The 16485-nt window shown below is 71.8% G+C and carries 13 protein-coding genes; 4 read left to right on the top strand and 9 right to left on the bottom strand.

The genetic code is table 11. The annotated features are described in order from the left end of the window. The first annotated feature begins 46 nt into the window (after nucleotides 1-46). The gene (locus tag ACIGXO_RS29890) at nucleotides 47-403 is read left to right on the top strand and encodes a DUF6343 family protein (RefSeq protein WP_399793306.1); all 357 of its coding nucleotides are present in this window, start codon (nucleotides 47-49) and stop codon (nucleotides 401-403) included. 239 nt (nucleotides 404-642) lie between these two features. Here ACIGXO_RS29890 and ACIGXO_RS29885 read toward each other — a convergent pair whose 3' ends face one another. The 5 genes from ACIGXO_RS29885 to rpsA all read right to left on the bottom strand — a co-directional run bounded on the left by ACIGXO_RS29885 (nucleotide 643) and on the right by rpsA (nucleotide 5264). After that, nucleotides 643-1029: a tetratricopeptide repeat protein gene (locus tag ACIGXO_RS29885; RefSeq protein WP_399792989.1), complete on the bottom strand. Its 387-nt coding sequence runs from the start codon at nucleotides 1027-1029 to the stop codon at nucleotides 643-645. 423 nt (nucleotides 1030-1452) lie between these two features. Next, nucleotides 1453-1824: a cupin domain-containing protein gene (locus tag ACIGXO_RS29880; protein WP_399792987.1), complete on the bottom strand. Its 372-nt coding sequence runs from the start codon at nucleotides 1822-1824 to the stop codon at nucleotides 1453-1455. Between the two features lie 22 nt (nucleotides 1825-1846). Next, the gene (gene coaE / locus ACIGXO_RS29875; protein WP_399792985.1) at nucleotides 1847-2437 is read right to left on the bottom strand and encodes a dephospho-CoA kinase; all 591 of its coding nucleotides are present in this window, start codon (nucleotides 2435-2437) and stop codon (nucleotides 1847-1849) included. A gap of 87 nt (nucleotides 2438-2524) precedes the next feature. Beyond that, entirely contained in the window at nucleotides 2525-3478 is a 954-nt protein-coding gene (locus ACIGXO_RS29870) for a PAC2 family protein (RefSeq protein WP_399792983.1), read from the bottom strand. Between the two features lie 274 nt (nucleotides 3479-3752). Beyond that, the gene (gene rpsA / locus ACIGXO_RS29865) at nucleotides 3753-5264 is read right to left on the bottom strand and encodes a 30S ribosomal protein S1 (protein WP_399792981.1); all 1512 of its coding nucleotides are present in this window, start codon (nucleotides 5262-5264) and stop codon (nucleotides 3753-3755) included. A gap of 420 nt (nucleotides 5265-5684) precedes the next feature. Between rpsA and ACIGXO_RS29860 the strand changes: the two genes are divergently transcribed. Next, nucleotides 5685-6575: a class I SAM-dependent methyltransferase gene (locus tag ACIGXO_RS29860; protein ID WP_399792979.1), complete on the top strand. Its 891-nt coding sequence runs from the start codon at nucleotides 5685-5687 to the stop codon at nucleotides 6573-6575. A gap of 144 nt (nucleotides 6576-6719) precedes the next feature. Beyond that, the gene (gene hrpB / locus ACIGXO_RS29855; protein WP_399792977.1) at nucleotides 6720-9314 is read left to right on the top strand and encodes an ATP-dependent helicase HrpB; all 2595 of its coding nucleotides are present in this window, start codon (nucleotides 6720-6722) and stop codon (nucleotides 9312-9314) included. Nucleotides 9315-9351: 37 nt separating this feature from the next. Here the strand turns inward: hrpB and ACIGXO_RS29850 are convergent, their stop codons facing one another. The 3 genes from ACIGXO_RS29850 to ACIGXO_RS29840 form a co-directional block, all read right to left on the bottom strand. Beyond that, nucleotides 9352-10326, bottom strand: a complete 975-nt coding sequence (locus ACIGXO_RS29850; RefSeq protein ID WP_399792975.1) for a DUF3068 domain-containing protein — start codon at nucleotides 10324-10326, stop codon at nucleotides 9352-9354. 13 nt (nucleotides 10327-10339) lie between these two features. Further along, nucleotides 10340-10474, bottom strand: coding sequence for an SPW_0924 family protein (locus tag ACIGXO_RS29845; protein WP_399792973.1), 135 nt, complete (start codon nucleotides 10472-10474; stop codon nucleotides 10340-10342). 214 nt (nucleotides 10475-10688) lie between these two features. Further along, entirely contained in the window at nucleotides 10689-12503 is a 1815-nt protein-coding gene (locus tag ACIGXO_RS29840; protein WP_399792971.1) for a lytic murein transglycosylase, read from the bottom strand. A gap of 206 nt (nucleotides 12504-12709) precedes the next feature. On the opposite strand from ACIGXO_RS29840, the gene ACIGXO_RS29835 reads away from it, so the two are divergent. After that, complete coding sequence (locus ACIGXO_RS29835) at nucleotides 12710-13567, top strand: DUF4184 family protein (RefSeq protein WP_399792969.1); 858 nt, start codon at nucleotides 12710-12712, stop codon at nucleotides 13565-13567. A gap of 44 nt (nucleotides 13568-13611) precedes the next feature. Here ACIGXO_RS29835 and polA read toward each other — a convergent pair whose 3' ends face one another. Continuing rightward, nucleotides 13612-16275: a DNA polymerase I gene (polA, locus tag ACIGXO_RS29830; protein WP_399793304.1), complete on the bottom strand. Its 2664-nt coding sequence runs from the start codon at nucleotides 16273-16275 to the stop codon at nucleotides 13612-13614. Nucleotides 16276-16485 lie beyond the last annotated feature (210 nt).

Genomic DNA, 16485 nt, shown 5'->3' with positions numbered 1-16485 from the left:
GCCCAGACGTCCGACGAACCAAGGCGGGGATGCGTGGTGAGTGGTGATGCGTACGGGCAATGAGCCCTTGGAGGCACGGAGCCTGCTGAAAACACGGCGCGCTCTGGCCCTGTGGGGGCTGATATGGGCGGCGTTCGGCGTGGCCGTCTTCGTGGTGGTCGGTCGTCCCGGCTGGGCCGCCGGCTGTGCGGTCGTGGCGGCCCTGGCTGCGACGGACCTTGCGATCGTGTGCCGCCACATACGCCAGGGGCCGCACTACCAGCCCGGCAAGGACGTGCCACCGTACGAGCCGGACCGCGGTCGCAACGAGTTCACCGGCAGGCGACGCGGTGGAACGAAGCCTGGGATGGGGTCTGATGTGTGGCCTGACCGGGGGCGAGAGGGGCGCAAAGGGCCTTGGTGAGTAGCCCCTCGTGGGCAAGCGGCCTCAGCGAGCAGGTCCCTGTGTGAGCAAGCGACCTTGGTGAGCCGAGACCCCTCGGTGAGCCAGAGACCTCAGAGAACTCGGTGAGGGACAAGTGAAGACAAGGAATCGGGGGAGGAGGGGGTGGGGGGCGGGGGGGCGGCCCCCCGGAGGCGGAGGGGAAAAAACGGCCCCCGCCCCGTCCCCGCCCCCACTCCCCCGCCCCCACTCCCCCGCCCTCATTCCTCCCCCGCACCCTCCCCCTGCACCGGAAACCGTGCCGCCTCGATGAAGTCCGGACGCGGATCGAGCGCGGCGGCGAGTCGGAAGTGGCGCAGCGCCTCGTCCGGGCGGTTGGCGCGTTCAAGGGTGCGACCCAGGGCGAAGTGGGCGAACGCGTTGTCGGGCTCCCGTTCCAGGACGACCTGGAACTCCAGCTCGGCAGGGCGCAGTTGAGCGGCCAGGAAGAAGGCGCGGGCGCGTAGCAGTCGGGCGGCGGTGTTCTCCGGATGGGCGGCGATGACCGGGTCCAGGAGTTGTACCGCGCCCCGTGGATCGCGCGCGGACAGCAGTTGTTCGGCTGCCCGGAAGTCGATGACATGCGTCTCGGGGGTGCGCTCGGTCACGGCCGTCTCCTCTCCGACACGTACGGACTCACCGCGTACCGTTGGGGTACCGGTGGCTTGTGCACCGGCGACTCGCCACGAGCAGGTGGTTCATCGCCGACGGGCAGCCCGTATCGACGACCGCCCGGTCGCTACGTGGGGCACAACAAGCCCTGCCGTCACCGCATTCCCGACGCCCGCCACAGCAGGGCTGCGCGCGCCGCGCACCGCGCGCCCTACCAGCGCAACGCTCGCTCGTCACACAGCGAACTGAACTTCCCCACCACACCCACAAAAAGCCGAAGCCCAGACAGCCCCTCAAAGGCCGAGAGACCACGACCAGCCAGCCTCAACCCCAACTCCAGCCCAGCCAGCCCCAGCCCCAGCCCCAACTCCACCCCAGCCAGCCCCAGTCCCAAGCCGCCAGCCCCAAGCCCCAAGCCCCTACAAACTCACCTGATAAGCCTTCCGCAGCGTCTCGTGCACCGTCCACCGAGTCCGGTCGCCCTCGCGCAGGAAGCACGCGTCGCCGGGGCCCACCTCGAGTACCGGGCCGCCCTCGACCTCGATGGTGGCGCGGCCGGAGACCACCACGAACAGTTCGTTGGCCTCGATGTCGGTCACGACGCCCGGCGTGATCTGCCAGACACCGCGGACCTGCTTTCCGTCCGGCGACTCCCAGAGCACCTTCCCGGTGACGACCGGATCGCCGGAGATGATCTGGTCCGGATCCAGCGCTTCCGGATCCAGTTCGGCATCCGCGATGCCGGGGATGTTGACGACGAACGATGCGGGGACGAGCTCGGAAGCAGTCATGGCGTGAGGCTACCGCTGAGTCTCAACGGGCCCGCAGCCGCTCCCAGATCTCACGTACCTGGGGCTCCAGGGCCTCCAGCGGGCCGTCGTTGTCGATGACGAAGTCGGCGATCGCGAGGCGCTGTTCCCGGGTGGCCTGGGCGCTCATGCGGGCCTTCGCCTCGTCCTCGGTCATACCGCGCAGCGCGACCAGCCGCCGCAGCTGGGTTTCGGGGGCGGCGTCGACCACGACGACCGTGTCGTACAGGGGCGCGAGGCCGTTCTCGGTCAGCAGGGGCACGTCGTGGACGACCACCGCGTCCTGGCCGGCCGCGGCCTCCAGTTCGGCGGAGCGGGCGCCGACGAGGGGGTGCACGATGGCGTTCAGCGCCTTGAGCCTGTCGGGGTCGGCGAAGACGAGGGCGCCCAGCTTGGGCCGGTCCAAGGTGCCGTCCGGCGTCAGTACGTCCGTACCGAACGCCTCGACGACGGCGGCGAGACCGGGCGTACCCGGTTCCACGACCTCCCGCGCGATCTTGTCCGCGTCCACGATCACCGCACCGTACGACGCGAGCAGCCGCGATACCTCGCTCTTGCCTGCGCCGATGCCGCCTGTAAGCCCCACCTTCACCATGGGCCCCACGCTATACGGCGCCCCGGCCCCCGCCCAGAGCCGGACCCGCCCCGCCCCCGGAGTCAGGCTGCGCCGGGCAACTCCCCCTCACATGCCCCCGTCCCCCATGTCCCGCTCCCGGTCGGCCAGGAACGCTTCCAGTTCGCGGCCGATTTCCTCGGCGGACGGGAGTTCGGCGGGCTCGGCCACGAGGTTGCCGCGGGTTTCGGCGCCGGCCGCCGCGTCGTACTGGTGCTCAAGGCCGCTGACCAGCGCAACCAGCTCCTCGTCACCCTCCGAGAGCTGCCGCTCGATCTCCTCCTGGGTGCGCAGCGCTTCGGTACGCAGGGTGTGCGCGGCGCTCGGCAGGACCAGGCCCGTCGCCGCGGTGACCGCCTCCAGCGCGGTGAGCGCGGCGTCCGGGTAGGCGGAGCGCGCGACGTAGTGCGGTACGTGGGCGGCGACGCCCAGTACGTCGTGTCCGGCCTCCGCGAGGCGGTACTCGATCAGCGCTTCGACGCTGCCGGGGACCTGCGCCTGTTCGAAGAGGTCGCGGTGGCCCGGAGTCAGGTCGGTGCGGTTGCCGTGCGGGGTGATTCCGACGGGGCGGGTGTGCGGGACGCCCATCGGGATGCCATGGAAGCTGACCGAGAGGCGTACGTTCAGCCGCTCGACGGTCTCTCGTACAGCCGCCGTGAAGCGTTCCCATTCCACGTCCGGCTCAGGGCCGGAGAGCAGCAGGAAGGGCGCGCCCGTGGCGTCATGGACGAGACGCAGCTCGATGCTGGGCGTCTCGTACGAGGACCACTGGCCGCGGTCGAAGGTGAGCATCGGGCGGCGGGCCCGGTAGTCCACCAGCCGGTCGTGGTCGAAGCGGGCGACGACCTGGTGCGGCAGCCCCTCCAGGAGGGTTTCGACAATCTGGTCACCGGCTTCACCGGCGTCGATGTAGCCGTCGAAGTGGTACAGGAGCACCAGCCCGGCGGAGTCGCGGGAGGCTATCGCGTCGACCGCCGCGAGCCCGCTCGGCTCCCATTCGTACAAATCCTGGGGATCCAACACAGTGACCGCTCCTCCTCGATGTCCGCCCCGCACAACGCGGTACGGGGCTCGGGCATTCCCGGTACTTACGTCATCACCCGCTCGTGCGGCGCCGTCACCACTTTTCGCGCCGAGGAGAACGCGCCGTGCCGTGGCGGCCGGTGAGGGAGTACCAGCCGAACCGCCGGCCGGCAGCCGGACGGCAACCGCGCAGCATGCAGACAGCACGAAGGCCCGCCCCCAAAGGGAGCGGGCCTTCGTGTCGCTATCGGCTAGCGCCTAGCGGTGAGCGTGCTCAGCTCTGGCCGCCGGCCAGCTTCTCGCGGAGCGCGGCAAGGGCCTCGTCCGACGCCAGGGCGCCGGAGTTGTCCGTCGACTCCGAGGAGTACGAGCCGCCGGAGACGTTGCCGCCGCCGCCCTGGCCACCGGTCGCCGGCACCGCAGCACCCTCGGCCGCGGCCTGCTCGTCGGCCTCGCGCGACTTGATGACCTGGGCCTGGTGCTGCTCGAAGCGCTGCTGCGCCTCGGCGTACTGGTTCTCCCACGCCTCGCGCTGCGCCTCGTAGCCCTCGAGCCAGTCGTTGGTCTCGGGGTCGAAGCCCTCGGGGTAGATGTAGTTGCCCTGGTCGTCGTAGGACGCGGCCATGCCGTACAGGGTCGGGTCGAACTCGACCGCCGACGGGTCGGCACCGAAGGACTCGTTGGCCTGCTTCAGCGAGAGGCTGATGCGGCGGCGCTCGAGGTCGATGTCGATGACCTTGACGAAGATCTCGTCGTTGACCTGGACGACCTGCTCCGGGATCTCCACGTGGCGCTCGGCCAGCTCGGAGATGTGGACCAGGCCCTCGATGCCCTCGTCGACGCGGACGAACGCACCGAACGGAACGAGCTTGGTGACCTTACCCGGGACGACCTGACCGATCTGGTGGGTCCGGGCGAACTGCTGCCACGGGTCTTCCTGGGTCGCCTTGAGCGACAGGGACACGCGCTCGCGGTCCATGTCGACGTCCAGGACCTCGACCGTGACCTCCTGGCCGACCTCGACGACCTCGGAGGGGTGGTCGATGTGCTTCCAGGACAGCTCGGAGACGTGGACCAGACCGTCGACGCCACCCAGGTCCACGAAGGCACCGAAGTTGACGATCGAGGAGACGACGCCGGAGCGCACCTGACCCTTCTGGAGGGTGGTGAGGAAGGTCTGGCGGACCTCGCTCTGGGTCTGCTCGAGCCAGGCACGGCGGGACAGGACCACGTTGTTGCGGTTCTTGTCCAGCTCGATGATCTTGGCCTCGAGCTCCTTGCCCACGTAGGGCTGAAGGTCGCGGACGCGGCGCATCTCGACCAGGGAGGCGGGGAGGAAGCCGCGGAGGCCGATGTCGAGGATGAGACCACCCTTGACGACCTCGATGACGGTACCGGTGACGATCCCGTCCTCTTCCTTGATCTTCTCGATGGTGCCCCAGGCGCGCTCGTACTGGGCACGCTTCTTCGAGAGGATCAGGCGGCCTTCCTTGTCCTCCTTCTGGAGAACCAGGGCCTCGATCTCGTCACCGACGGCGACGACCTCGTTCGGGTCGACGTCGTGCTTGATGGAGAGCTCGCGGCTGGGGATGACGCCTTCGGTCTTGTAACCGATGTCGAGCAGGACCTCGTCCCGGTCGACCTTCACGATGACGCCGTCGACGATGTCGCCGTCGTTGAAGTACTTGATCGTCTCGTCGATCGCGGCGAGGAAGGCTTCCTCGTTACCGATGTCGTTGACCGCAACCTGCGGGGTGGTGGCGGTGGTCTCGGTGCTGCTCGTCATGTGGGAAAGGGCTCCGGTACGGACATTGAAGTCGTAGGTACTGCTACGCCGAGAGCCTTTATCGCTTCTGCAGAAGTCGACAGCAATGAGGCGCGCTCCCGGAATTCCGTAAAATCCGGTCAGCGCCTCGAAACCGAGGGGACATGCAACAGATGCGAGCGCGACCTGCTCCGTCTGAGGCGCGCAGGCCCGCAGCGCAACTTGTAGCATACGGGGGCAGCCGGACACGGTCAATGCGCGAAGGCCCACACCGCGGGCGGATCGCCTCATAACCGGCACGCACCGAACGTGAGAAGAGTTGCTCGGCCCTGCCGTCGCAGGCCACAGGGGCCTGACGAAGATCCTCACGGGGCTGCGAACAGCCGGCCCCGTGCACCTCAGAAACTACAAGCTTCAACGAAGAATACGACGACGGGCGCGATGAACCAACACGACGACTCCACGGCCCCCGGCGACGCGGAAGCCGGGACCGGCCCCGCGGCCTGGGACGACGCCGAGGCCGTACGGCGCACCACCGGGGAGGCGGAGAGCAGCCGGGCCAGCCGCGGCTGGTGGGACCGCAACGCCGACGAGTACCAGAGCGAGCACGGCGCGTTCCTGGGGGACGACCGCTTCGTATGGGGGCCGGAGGGGCTGGACGAGGCCGAGGCATCTCTCCTGGGCCCGGCCGCCGGCCTCAAGGGCCTGCGTGTCCTGGAGATCGGTGCGGGCGCGGCGCAGTGTTCGCGCTGGCTGGCGGCGCAGGGGGCGCATCCGGTGGCGCTGGATCTCTCGCACCGGCAGCTGCAGCACGCCCTCCGGATCGGCGGGGACCTCCCGGCGGACGGTACGGAGGGGCCGGGTGTGGCTCTCGTGCAGGCCGACGCGGGGGTGCTTCCCTTCGCGGACGGCAGTTTCGATCTCGCGTGCTCGGCGTACGGGGCTGTGCCGTTCGTGGCCGATCCGGTACGGGTCTTCCGGGAGGTGCACCGGGTGCTGCGGCCGGGCGGCCGGTGGGTCTTCTCGGTGACGCACCCGATCCGCTGGGCCTTCCCCGATGAGCCCGGCCCCGAGGGGCTGTCCGTCGCGGCGTCCTACTTCGACCGCGTGCCTTACGTGGAGCAGGACGCGCAGGGCAACGCGGTGTACGTGGAGCACCACCGCACCCTGGGCGACCGGGTGCGTGACGTGGTGGCCGCGGGCTTCCGCCTGGAGGACCTGGTCGAGCCGGAGTGGCCGGCGTGGAACACCCAGGAGTGGGGTGGCTGGTCGCCTCTTCGGGGCGGGCTGATCCCGGGTACGGCCATCTTCGTGTGCCGTCGGGACCCGTAAGGCGGGCGGCCGTCGGGACCCGTGGGCGGGCGGCTGTCCTTGCAGGCCGTCGCGCAGCTCTCCCCGGTACGCAGCGTCCCAGCGCCTCCAGGAGAGCGCCGCGGCCCCTCCAGTAGGGCGTCGGCCCCGCGAGACACTGGGCGGGTGATCCGCCGCGATGAACTCGATGCTCTGCCCGTACGGTCCGCGCTGCCCGCCCTTCAGGAGGCGCTGGAGGGTGCCGGGACCGCCGTCCTGTGCGCGCCTCCGGGGACCGGCAAGACCACTCTGGTGCCGCTGGCGCTGGCGGGTCTGACGGAGGACGGCGCACCCGTTCGCAAGGTGATCGTCGCGGAGCCGCGGCGGATCGCGGCGCGTGCCGCGGCGCGGCGGATGGCGTGGCTGCTCGGGGAGCGCGTGGGTGAGCGCGTGGGCTTCACTGTGCGCGGGGAGCGTGCGGTGGGGGCGCGCACTGTCGTGGAGGTGGTGACGACGGGCGTCCTGCTCCAGCGGCTCCAGCGTGATCAGGAACTCCCGGGCGTGGACGTCGTTGTACTGGACGAGTGCCACGAGCGACATCTCGACGCGGACACGGCGGCGGCGTTCCTGCTGGACGTGCGGGAGGCGTTGCGGCCGGAGCTGCGGCTGGTGGCGGCCTCGGCGACCACGGACGCCGAGGGCTGGTCGCGGCTGATGGGGGACGCGCCGGTGGTGGCGGCGCAGGGGGTGTCGCATCCGGTGGAGACGGTGTGGGCGCCGCCGGAGCGGCCGGTGCGTCCGGCGCACGGCATGCGGGTGGACCCGGCGCTGCTGACGCATGTGGCGTCGGTGGTGCGGCGGGCGGTGCGCGAGCGGGCGGGGGATGTGCTGTGTTTCCTGCCGGGCGTGGGCGAGATCGCGCGGGTGGCGGGGCAGCTGGCGGATCTGGGCGCTGCCGGGGTGGAGGTGCTGCAGGTGCACGGCCGGGCGCCGGCGGCCGTGCAGGACGCGGTGCTGGCCGGTTCGGGTGACCGGCGGCGGGTGGTGCTGGCCACGTCGGTGGCGGAGTCGAGCCTGACGGTGCCCGGGGTGCGCGTGGTGGTCGACTGCGGTCTGACGCGCGAGCCGCGGATGGATCACGCGCGGGGGCTGAGCGCGCTGACGACGGTACGGGCGTCCCAGGCGGCGGCGCGGCAGCGGGCCGGCCGTGCGGGGCGCGAGGCGCCCGGTGCGGTGTACCGCTGCTGGTCGGAGGGTGAGGACGGGCGGCTGCCGCGCTTCCCGTCCCCGGAGATCAAGGTCGCGGACCTGACGGCGTTCGCGCTGCAGGCCGCGTGCTGGGGCGATCCGGGCGCCGCGGACCTTGCGCTGCTGGACGCGCCGCCGGCGGGGGCGATGGCGGCGGCGCGGGAGGTCCTGACCGCGGTGGGCGCGGTGGACGCGGCGGGGCGGGCGACGGAGCGTGGCGTACGGATGGCCCGGCTCGGCCTGCATCCGCGGCTGGCGCGGGCGCTGCTGGACGGCGCGGCGCAGGTCGGCGTGCGGCGGGCCGCCGAGGTCGTCGCGCTGCTGAGCGAGGAGCCGCCGCGCGAGTACGGCGATGATCTCGCCGACGCCTGGCGTACGGCCCGCCGCGGGCGGGACGCGTACGCCGGCCGGTGGCGGCAGGAGTCCAAGCGGCTGGCCTCGGCGCTGGCCGGCGCGTCGGGTTCCGGGAGCGCCCCGGACGGCGGCGCGCACGCCCCCGACGGCCGTGCGCAGGCGCCCGGTACGGCCGCCGCGGTGGCCCGCGGCGAGAGCGATGACGCCGTGGCCGGGATCGTGGCGGCGCTGGCCTTCCCCGAGCGGGTGGCCCGTAGGCGCGGCGAGGGGTCGTACGTGATGGCTTCGGGTACGGGGGCCGAGGTCGGGGAAGGGTCGCGGCTGCGGAGCGCCGAGTGGCTGGCGGTGGCGGTCGCGGACCGGCCCGTGACGGCGGCGTCCGCGCGGGTGCGGCTCGCTGCCGTGATCGACGAGGAGACCGCGCGGGCGGCCGCGGGGGCGTTGTACGCCTCGGCCGAGGAGGTCGGCTGGGCGGACGGCGACGTGGTCGCGCGGAGCGTGGCGCGGCTCGGCGCGATCGAGCTGGTGTCGCGGCCGCTGCGGGACGCGGACCCGGCGCTCGTACGGGAAGCGCTGGTGGACGGATTGCGCAGCGAAGGACTCGGGCTGCTGCGCTGGTCGGAGGGGGCGCGCTCGCTCCGCGAGCGCATGGCGTTCCTGCACCGGGAGCTGGGCGCTCCGTGGCCGGATGTCGCGGACGAGGCGCTGCTGGCGCGCCGGGACGAGTGGCTGGAGCCGGAGCTGAGGCGGGCGCGGCGGCGCGCCGATCTGGCGCGGATCGACGCGGGCCAGGCGCTGTCTCGGCTGCTGCCGTGGGCGAGTGGCGATTCGGCGCGCTTCGACGAGCTGGCGCCGGAGCGCATCGAGGTGCCCAGCGGTTCGCGGGTCCGGGTGGAGTACGGCGGCGATCAGCCGGTGCTGGCGGTGAAGCTGCAGGAGATGTTCGGGCTGCGGGAGTCGCCGCGGGTGGCGGGCGGCCGGGTGCCGGTACTGGTGCATCTGCTGTCGCCCGCGGGGCGCCCGGCGGCCGTCACCGCCGACCTCGCCTCCTTCTGGCACGACGGGTACCGCTCCGTGCGGGCGGAGCTGCGCGGCCGCTATCCGAAGCATCCGTGGCCCGAGGATCCGGCGACGGCCGAGCCGACGCGGCACACGAAGGCCCGGATGCAACGGCGCTGACGGCGCGCGCCAGGGCTGACAGCAGCGCTGCGGGCGCTCAGGCGGCCATGGCGTGCCCTCCCGGGCGCCGATCGCGCCGTCCGCGCGCCTCCAGGTACAGGCTCATGGCCAGCAGCGCGGCGCCCGTGGCGAGCAGGCCCCAGGGCAGGTAGCCGGTGAGGAGCAGGACGAGGGTGCGCTGGGAGGAGACCAGGTCGACCGTGGCCTTCAGGTAGTCGGGGCGCATCTTCACGTGTCCGGCGAACGCGGTGACCTTGCCGCCGCCGGGCAGCAGGTCGCCGCCGCGCAGTTCCTCCTTGTGGATCTCCTCGCCGTTGACGGGCGCGCCGGTGACCGGCTCCACCCAGAACATCCGCTTGGTGGTGTACCAGCGCGTGGTGCCCATCTTCTCGACGGCTTCCGGGGTGACGCCCTTGACCGGCATCTTCTTGGGGAGCGGGACCTTGGTCCAGGGGATGGTCTGTTCGAAGTAGTAGACGTCGAGGCCCTGGAAGCGGCGGGTGCCCTTGTAGTGGATGGGCGCCGAGGTGCGGGTCTGGGCGTCGAAGTAGCTGTAGTCGCGCTTCTCGGTGAGGAAGGGCCACTTGTACTCGATGCCATCGCGGCGCACCGGCTCGCCGTCGACCGACTCGCCCTTCGCGTGCACCGGTTCCTGGGTGTGCGCGTCGAAGATGTAGCGCTCGGGGATCTCGGAGACCATCTTGCCGTCGGGGCCGGCCACGTAGGACAGCGCGTCCCAGACGACGACGTCGCGGCCGGCCGTGCGTTCGACCTTTTCGGAGGCTTCGACGTTGCCCTTCAGCGTCTGCACGATGCTGATCTTCGGGACCTTCTCGGCCTTCATGGTGCCGTAGTCGATGAGGGTGGCGGGCTTGGCCTCCAGGACCATCTCCTGGTACTGGCTCGGCGGGATCTTGGCGAGCCGGGGGAAGGCGTACCAGCGCATCAGCGGGGCCAGGGCGGTACAGAAGACGGCGAGGGCGAGCAGTACGAGGCTGGCCTTGCGGCGCATGACGGCGGCCCCCTCAGGGGTGCTCGGGGACGGTGGTCCGCAGCGGTTCGGGGGACGTCCGACCTTCGGGGGCGCCGACGGCCGTCATGGTGAAGACCAGGGCGAGGGCGGCGGCCAGCCCGATCGCGGCTGCTGTGAGGGCACGCATACGGAGCCTCCCGTTCGACTGCGGAGCTCCCCACCGGACCTGACGCAGCGTCAGGTGGTCAGGGCTGGGGCACCGTAGCAACGGGCGGCGGAGATGAGAACACCCGGACAGGAAAGACGGGAACGGCGACGCGACGCGGAGGGGGCGCGACGCCTGAGCGCCGCGCCCCTCACTTCGTACCGTGCGAACTGCGCACCGTGCGGACGTGCGGGCGTCAGCCGACCTTGAGGTCCACCAGGAGCACCGCTCCGCCGGCCGTGGTGAGCCGGAGCTTGTACGTGCCGGAGTGGCTGTCGGTGAAGATCTCCGGCAGCTTCAGCAGGCCGTCGGCGTCGGTCTTCAGGCCGGTGAGCGTGCGTATCGGCGCGCCCTCGGCGTCCTTGAAGTACGGGCCTTCGGTGTTCTGTTCCGCCTTCGCGGGGTCGGCGGCGTCCCCGGCGATCATCGTGGCGGTGACAGCCACGCCGGCGGCGGCCTTGCCCTGGTAGGTCGCCTTCACCTCGAGGGGATCGGCGTAGGAGGCGCCCTCCGCGGCCTGCATCTCCTGGTCGGAGGTGCGGGTCAGGGCGTCGGCCTGCGGCCTGGCCTTGACGGTCGCGGTGAAGTCGGTGGCCGGCACGGCTCGGCCCACCGCCGTCGCGCGGACGGTGTAGGTCCCGGCCTTCTCGCCCGCGACCAGGGCCGGAGCGGTGGCGATGCCGTCCTTGTCCGTGGTCACGGTGATCTTTGCGGCGCCGCCCTTGAAGCGGGTGTCGCCGTCGCCGCGTATCTCGTACTGGACCTGCACGCCGGAGACCGTGCGGTCCTCGGTGTTCTTCGCGCGCACCTGGAGCCGGTCGGCGAAGGTGTCGCCGGCGGTGGCGCTCACCTCCTTGTCCCCCATGCGCTCGAGGGAGGCGAGGGGCGCGGGCCGGCTGGGCGGGGGCGTCGGGGTGGGCGACTCGTTGCTGCCGCCCGGGGTCGTACCGGGCGACGAGCCGTCCCCGGAGTCCGAGCCGTCCCCGGAATTCGTCCCGTCGCCGGGCGCGGGGCTCGGCTCGGGCTTCGTCCCGCCGTCGGTGCCGCTGCCGGACTCCGTGCCGTCGCCGCCCTTCCCCGAGGTGCCGCCGGTGTCCTTGCCGCCCTCGGTGTCCTTCCGGGAGTCCTGGTCCTTGCCGCCCTTCGACGCGCCGCCGGAGCCGGCCTTGTGCGAGCCGTTGCCTCCGGTGCCGGAGCCGCCGGTGCGCGGTCCGGTCGGCAGGACGCCCGTGCCGTCGGGCACTTCGTGCGTGCCCTTGCGGTAGTACTCGTACCAGGACAGCACCGTGCGCAGGTATTCCTCGGAGTGGTTGTAGCCGAGGATCGCGCGGTTCATGTCCGCCTGGACCGACAGGTCGCGGCCGGCCGCGCACAGGTAGCGGCCGGCAGACAGGGCGGCGTCGTAGATGTTGTTGGGGTCGCTCGCGCCGTCGCCGTTGGCGTCCGTGCCCCACCTCGCCCAGGTGGCGGGGATGAACTGCATGGGGCCGACGGCGCGGTCGTGGGTGGTGTCGTTGTCGAGACGGCCGCGGTCGGTGTCGGTGATCCGGGCGAAGCCGTTGCCGTTGAGCTGGGGGCCGAGGATGGGCCGCAGCGTCGTGCCGTTCTCGTCCACCGCGCCGCCGCGGGCCTGTCCGGACTCGACCTTGCCGATCGCGGCGAGCAGCTCCCAGGGGAGGTTGCAGCCGGGGTGGGACCGGGCGAGGGACGCCTCGGCCTCCTTGTACGCGGCGAGCACGGTCGCCGGTATGCCGGCCGCCGCGGGGCCGGTGGCTATGGGCCCGTCTTCGCCCTGCTCCTTGCCGGGCTGCGGGCTGACGAGCGGGGGCAGGTCGGTGAAGTACGAGGAGTCGCCGTCGATGGGGGTGTCGCCCCGGGGCGCTTCGCGGGAACTCCCGGCGGCGTCGGCCGAGTCGGGCGCCTGGGAGGCGGTCAGCGCGGCGAGGGCCAGCGCCACCACCACACTGGAGGCCGCTCCTTTGCGGAGCCGTCGGCCGAACTTGGCTGCCATCTGTCCTACTCCCCCTCCGCGTTGACCCACCGCGCTGGATGCACGGTGTCGCGCTCTCGGCGCTCCAACGCACGCGACACTACGACAACTCCCCGCGCCCAGCTACCGTTCCCGACTCGCCATCACTGTCTGCTCACATCCGGCATACTGCCTCGAATCGATCACTCGATCATGTGCAACGGTCGGGTCCGGTCAGGAGGGGGATCATGCCGTTCACACTCAGTCATGCCGCGGCGGTGCTGCCTGTCGTACGCCGCAACGGTACGGCGCGCGGGCCGCTGCTGGTGTCTGCGCTCGTCGCCGGGTCCTTCGCGCCGGATCTGACGTACTTCGCGGACACGGCCGTGCCGGGTGCGATGGCCTTCGGAGAATTCACGCACGCGCCGGCGGGTGTTCTCACCGTGGACACGCTGTGCGCGGCGCTGCTGGTCGGGGGCTGGCTGCTGCTGCGCGATCCGCTGCTCGCGCTGCTGCCGGCAGCGTGGCGGGGCAGGGTGGGCGCGCTGGTCACCGGCCAAGGGCAGCGGCGGCTGTCCCGTGGACGGTTCGCGCTGCGCTTCTGGTACTCCGCGGTGCTCGGCGCGCTCACGCACATCGTGTGGGACGCGTTCACCCACCCCGGGCGCTGGGGTGTCCGGCTGCTGCCCGTACTGCAGGAGCCGGTCGCCGGGTGGCCGGTGTACGCGTACGTGCAGTACGGCACCTCGGCGGTCGCGCTCGCGGCCCTCGGATGGTTCGTGTGCTCCGCGCTCCATCGGGCACCGAACGGCGCCGCCCCCGAAGGGCTGCCCGTGCTCGGCAATCGGGCGCGGCTGCTGTGCTGCGCGCTGCTGACGCTGTGCCTACTGCTGGGGGCCTGGCACCGGGTGCTGCGCGCGCAAGCGGTGTACGGCGGGGCGGCGACATGGTTCGACTATCTGCCGACGGCGCTCTTCGGTGCGGGCGCCGGGCTGGGCGTGGCGCTCCCGGTGTGGGCGGCTGCGGTCCGCCTGCACGACCGCCGGCGGCGCCGTGGGCGGGGCACTGCCGCCCCGGCGCAAGAGACAGCGGCCGGGGGCCGGTGAGGGCAGCTGCGCCCCTCACCGGCCCCCGGCCGCCTCTTAGCGCGTCAGTGCGCGGCGGACTCCCAGTCCCCGCCCGAGCCGACGGAGACGTCCAGCGGGGCGCGCAGCTCGACGGCGCCGGCCATCTCGCGCCGCACCAGCTCCTCGACCTGCTTCTGCTCGCCGGGCGCCACCTCGACCACGATTTCGTCGTGGACCTGGAGCAGCATCCGGGAGGTGAGCCCGGCGGCGGTCAGCGCCTCGCCGACCCGCAGCATCGCGATCTTGACGATGTCCGCCGCGGTGCCCTGGATCGGGGCGTTCAGCGCCATCCGCTCGGCCATCTCGCGGCGCTGGCGGTTGTCGCTGTTGAGGTCGGGCAGATAGCGGCGGCGGCCGAGCATGGTCTCGGTGTAGCCCGTGGCGCGGGCCCGGTCGACGACGTCCTGGAGGTAGTCGCGCACGCCGCCGAAGCGCTCGAAGAAGTTGTCCATGAGCTTGCGGGCCTCGTCCGGGGAGATGCCCAGCTGCTGGGACAGGCCGAACGCCGAGAGGCCGTACGCCAGCCCGTACGACATCGCCTTGATCTTGCGGCGCATCTCGGGGTCGACCTCGGTTTTGGGCACCGAGAAGACGTGCGAGGCCACCGTGGTGTGCAGGTCCTCACCGGAGGTGAACGCCTCGATGAGGCCCTCGTCCTCGGAGAGGTGCGCCATCACGCGCAGCTCGATCTGGCTGTAGTCCGCGGTCAGCAGCGTCTGATAGCCCTCGCCGACCACGAAGCCGCGGCGGATGGCGCGGCCCTCGTCCGTCCGTACGGGGATGTTCTGCAGGTTGGGGTCGGTGGAGGAGAGCCGGCCGGTCGCGGCCACCGTCTGGTTGAAGGTGGTGTGGATGCGGCCGTCCGCGGCGATGGTCTTGATCAGGCCCTCGACCGTCGTGCGCAGCTTGGCCTGCTCACGGTGGCGCAGCATGATCACGGGCAGTTCGTTGTCGGTCTGTGCCGCGAGCCAGGCGAGGGCGTCCGCGTCGGTGGTGAAGCCGGTCTTGGTCTTCTTGGTCTTGGGCAGGCCCAGTTCGTTGAAGAGGACTTCCTGGAGCTGCTTGGGCGAGCCGAGGTTGAACTCGTGTCCGGCGGCGGCGTGCGCCTCGGTGACGGCCTGCTGGACGGCGGCCGCGAACTGCTGCTCGATGCGCTCCAGCCAGCCGCGGTCGGCGGCGATGCCGGCGCGCTCCATGCGGGCCAGCAGCGCGCTGGTGGGCAGCTCGATGTCGCGCAGCAGGTCGGCGGCGCCGACCTCCTCCAGGCGCGTCTCGAAGGCGGCCCCGAGGTCCAGGACCGTACGGGCCTTGGCCATCAGGGCCTCGGCAGCCTCGGCCTGGTCGTCGGCACCGAAGGCCAGCTGGCCGTCGCCGGCCGCCGCGGGGGCCAGGTCGCGGCCGAGGTACTCCACGGAGAGCGCGTCCAGCGCGAAGGAGCGCCGGCCGGGCTTGACCAGGTACGCGGCGAGCGCGGTGTCCATGGTGACGCCGTCGATCTCCCAGCCGTGCTCGGGGAAGATCCGCATCAGGCCCTTGGCGTTGTGCATCACCTTCGGGCGCTCGGGGTCCGCGATCCAGGCGGCGAACGCCCGGTCGTCGGCCTCGTCCAGCTGCGTCGGGTCGAACCAGACGGCGGGTCCGGCGGCGGTGGCCAGGGCGACCTCGGCGACCGAGCCGCTGCCCAGCTTCCAGGAGTCGACCGTGGCGACGCCGAGCTGCTCGCCGCCGTGCTCGGCGAGCCAGGGGGCGAGCTCGCCTGCGCCCGCGACAAGCCCGTCGATCTCCACTCCGGGCACGGGCTCGGTGGTGTCCTCGGCTTCCTCGGCTCCGGGGTCGACGGCCAGCAGGCGGTCGCGCAGGCCCTGGTTACGGATCTCCAGCGCCTCCAGGAACACCGTGAGGGCCTGCCGGTCGTACCCCGCGCGGACCAGTTCGGCGGGGCCGCAGGGCAGCTCCACGTCGCGGACCATCTCGGTCAGCCGGCGGTTGAGCTTCACGGCCTCCAGGTGGTCGCGGAAGTTCTGTCCGGCCTTGCCCTTGACCTCTTCGGCCCGCTCGCACAGCTCCTGGAACGAACCGAACTGGTTGATCCACTTCGCGGCGGTCTTCTCGCCGACGCCGGGGATGCCCGGCAGGTTGTCCGACGGGTCGCCGCGCAGGGCGGCGTAGTCCGGGTACTGGGCGGGGGTCAGGCCGTACTTCTCGAACACCTTCTCCGGGGTGAAGCGGGTCAGCTCCGAGACGCCCTTGGTGGGGTAGAGCACCGTGACGTCGTCGCTGACCAGCTGGAAGGCGTCACGGTCGCCCGTGACGATGGACACCTCGAAGCCCTGCTCGGTGGCCTGCGTGGCGAGCGTGGCGATGATGTCGTCCGCCTCGAAGCCGTCCGTGGCGAACCGCTTCACGTGCATGGCGTCCAGCATCTCGCCGATCAGCTCCACCTGCCCCTTGAACTCGTCCGGGGTCTTGGAGCGATTGGCCTTGTAGTCGGGGAACTCCTCCGAGCGCCAGGTCTTGCGCGAGACGTCGAAGGCCACCGCGAAGTGGGTGGGCGCCTCGTCGCGCAGGGTGTTCGCCAGCATCGAGGCGAAGCCGTACACGGCATTCGTCGGTTGCCCCGTGGCGGTGGTGAAATTCTCCGCGGGCAGGGCGAAGAACGCCCGGTACGCCATGGAGTGCCCGTCCATCAGGAGCAGCCGGGGACGCCCTCCCTCCGCCGTCTCGCTGCCGGTCGTTTCGCTCTTCTTCGCTGCCTTTGCTGCCACGCCCCCGATCCTGCCACGCCCCACTGACAATCCCTGCCGCGACGGCCGCCCCGGCCGCTCCCGGCGGGTACCTGTGGACAACGTCGTCACCCTCGTCATCACGTCCTGTGGACAACCGGCCGACGGTCGGTG

It is taken from the genome of Streptomyces sp. NPDC053542, from assembly GCF_044544685.1.
GTDB lineage: Bacteria > Actinomycetota > Actinomycetes > Streptomycetales > Streptomycetaceae > Streptomyces.
This window is presented reverse-complemented; position numbering and strand designations above follow the sequence as displayed.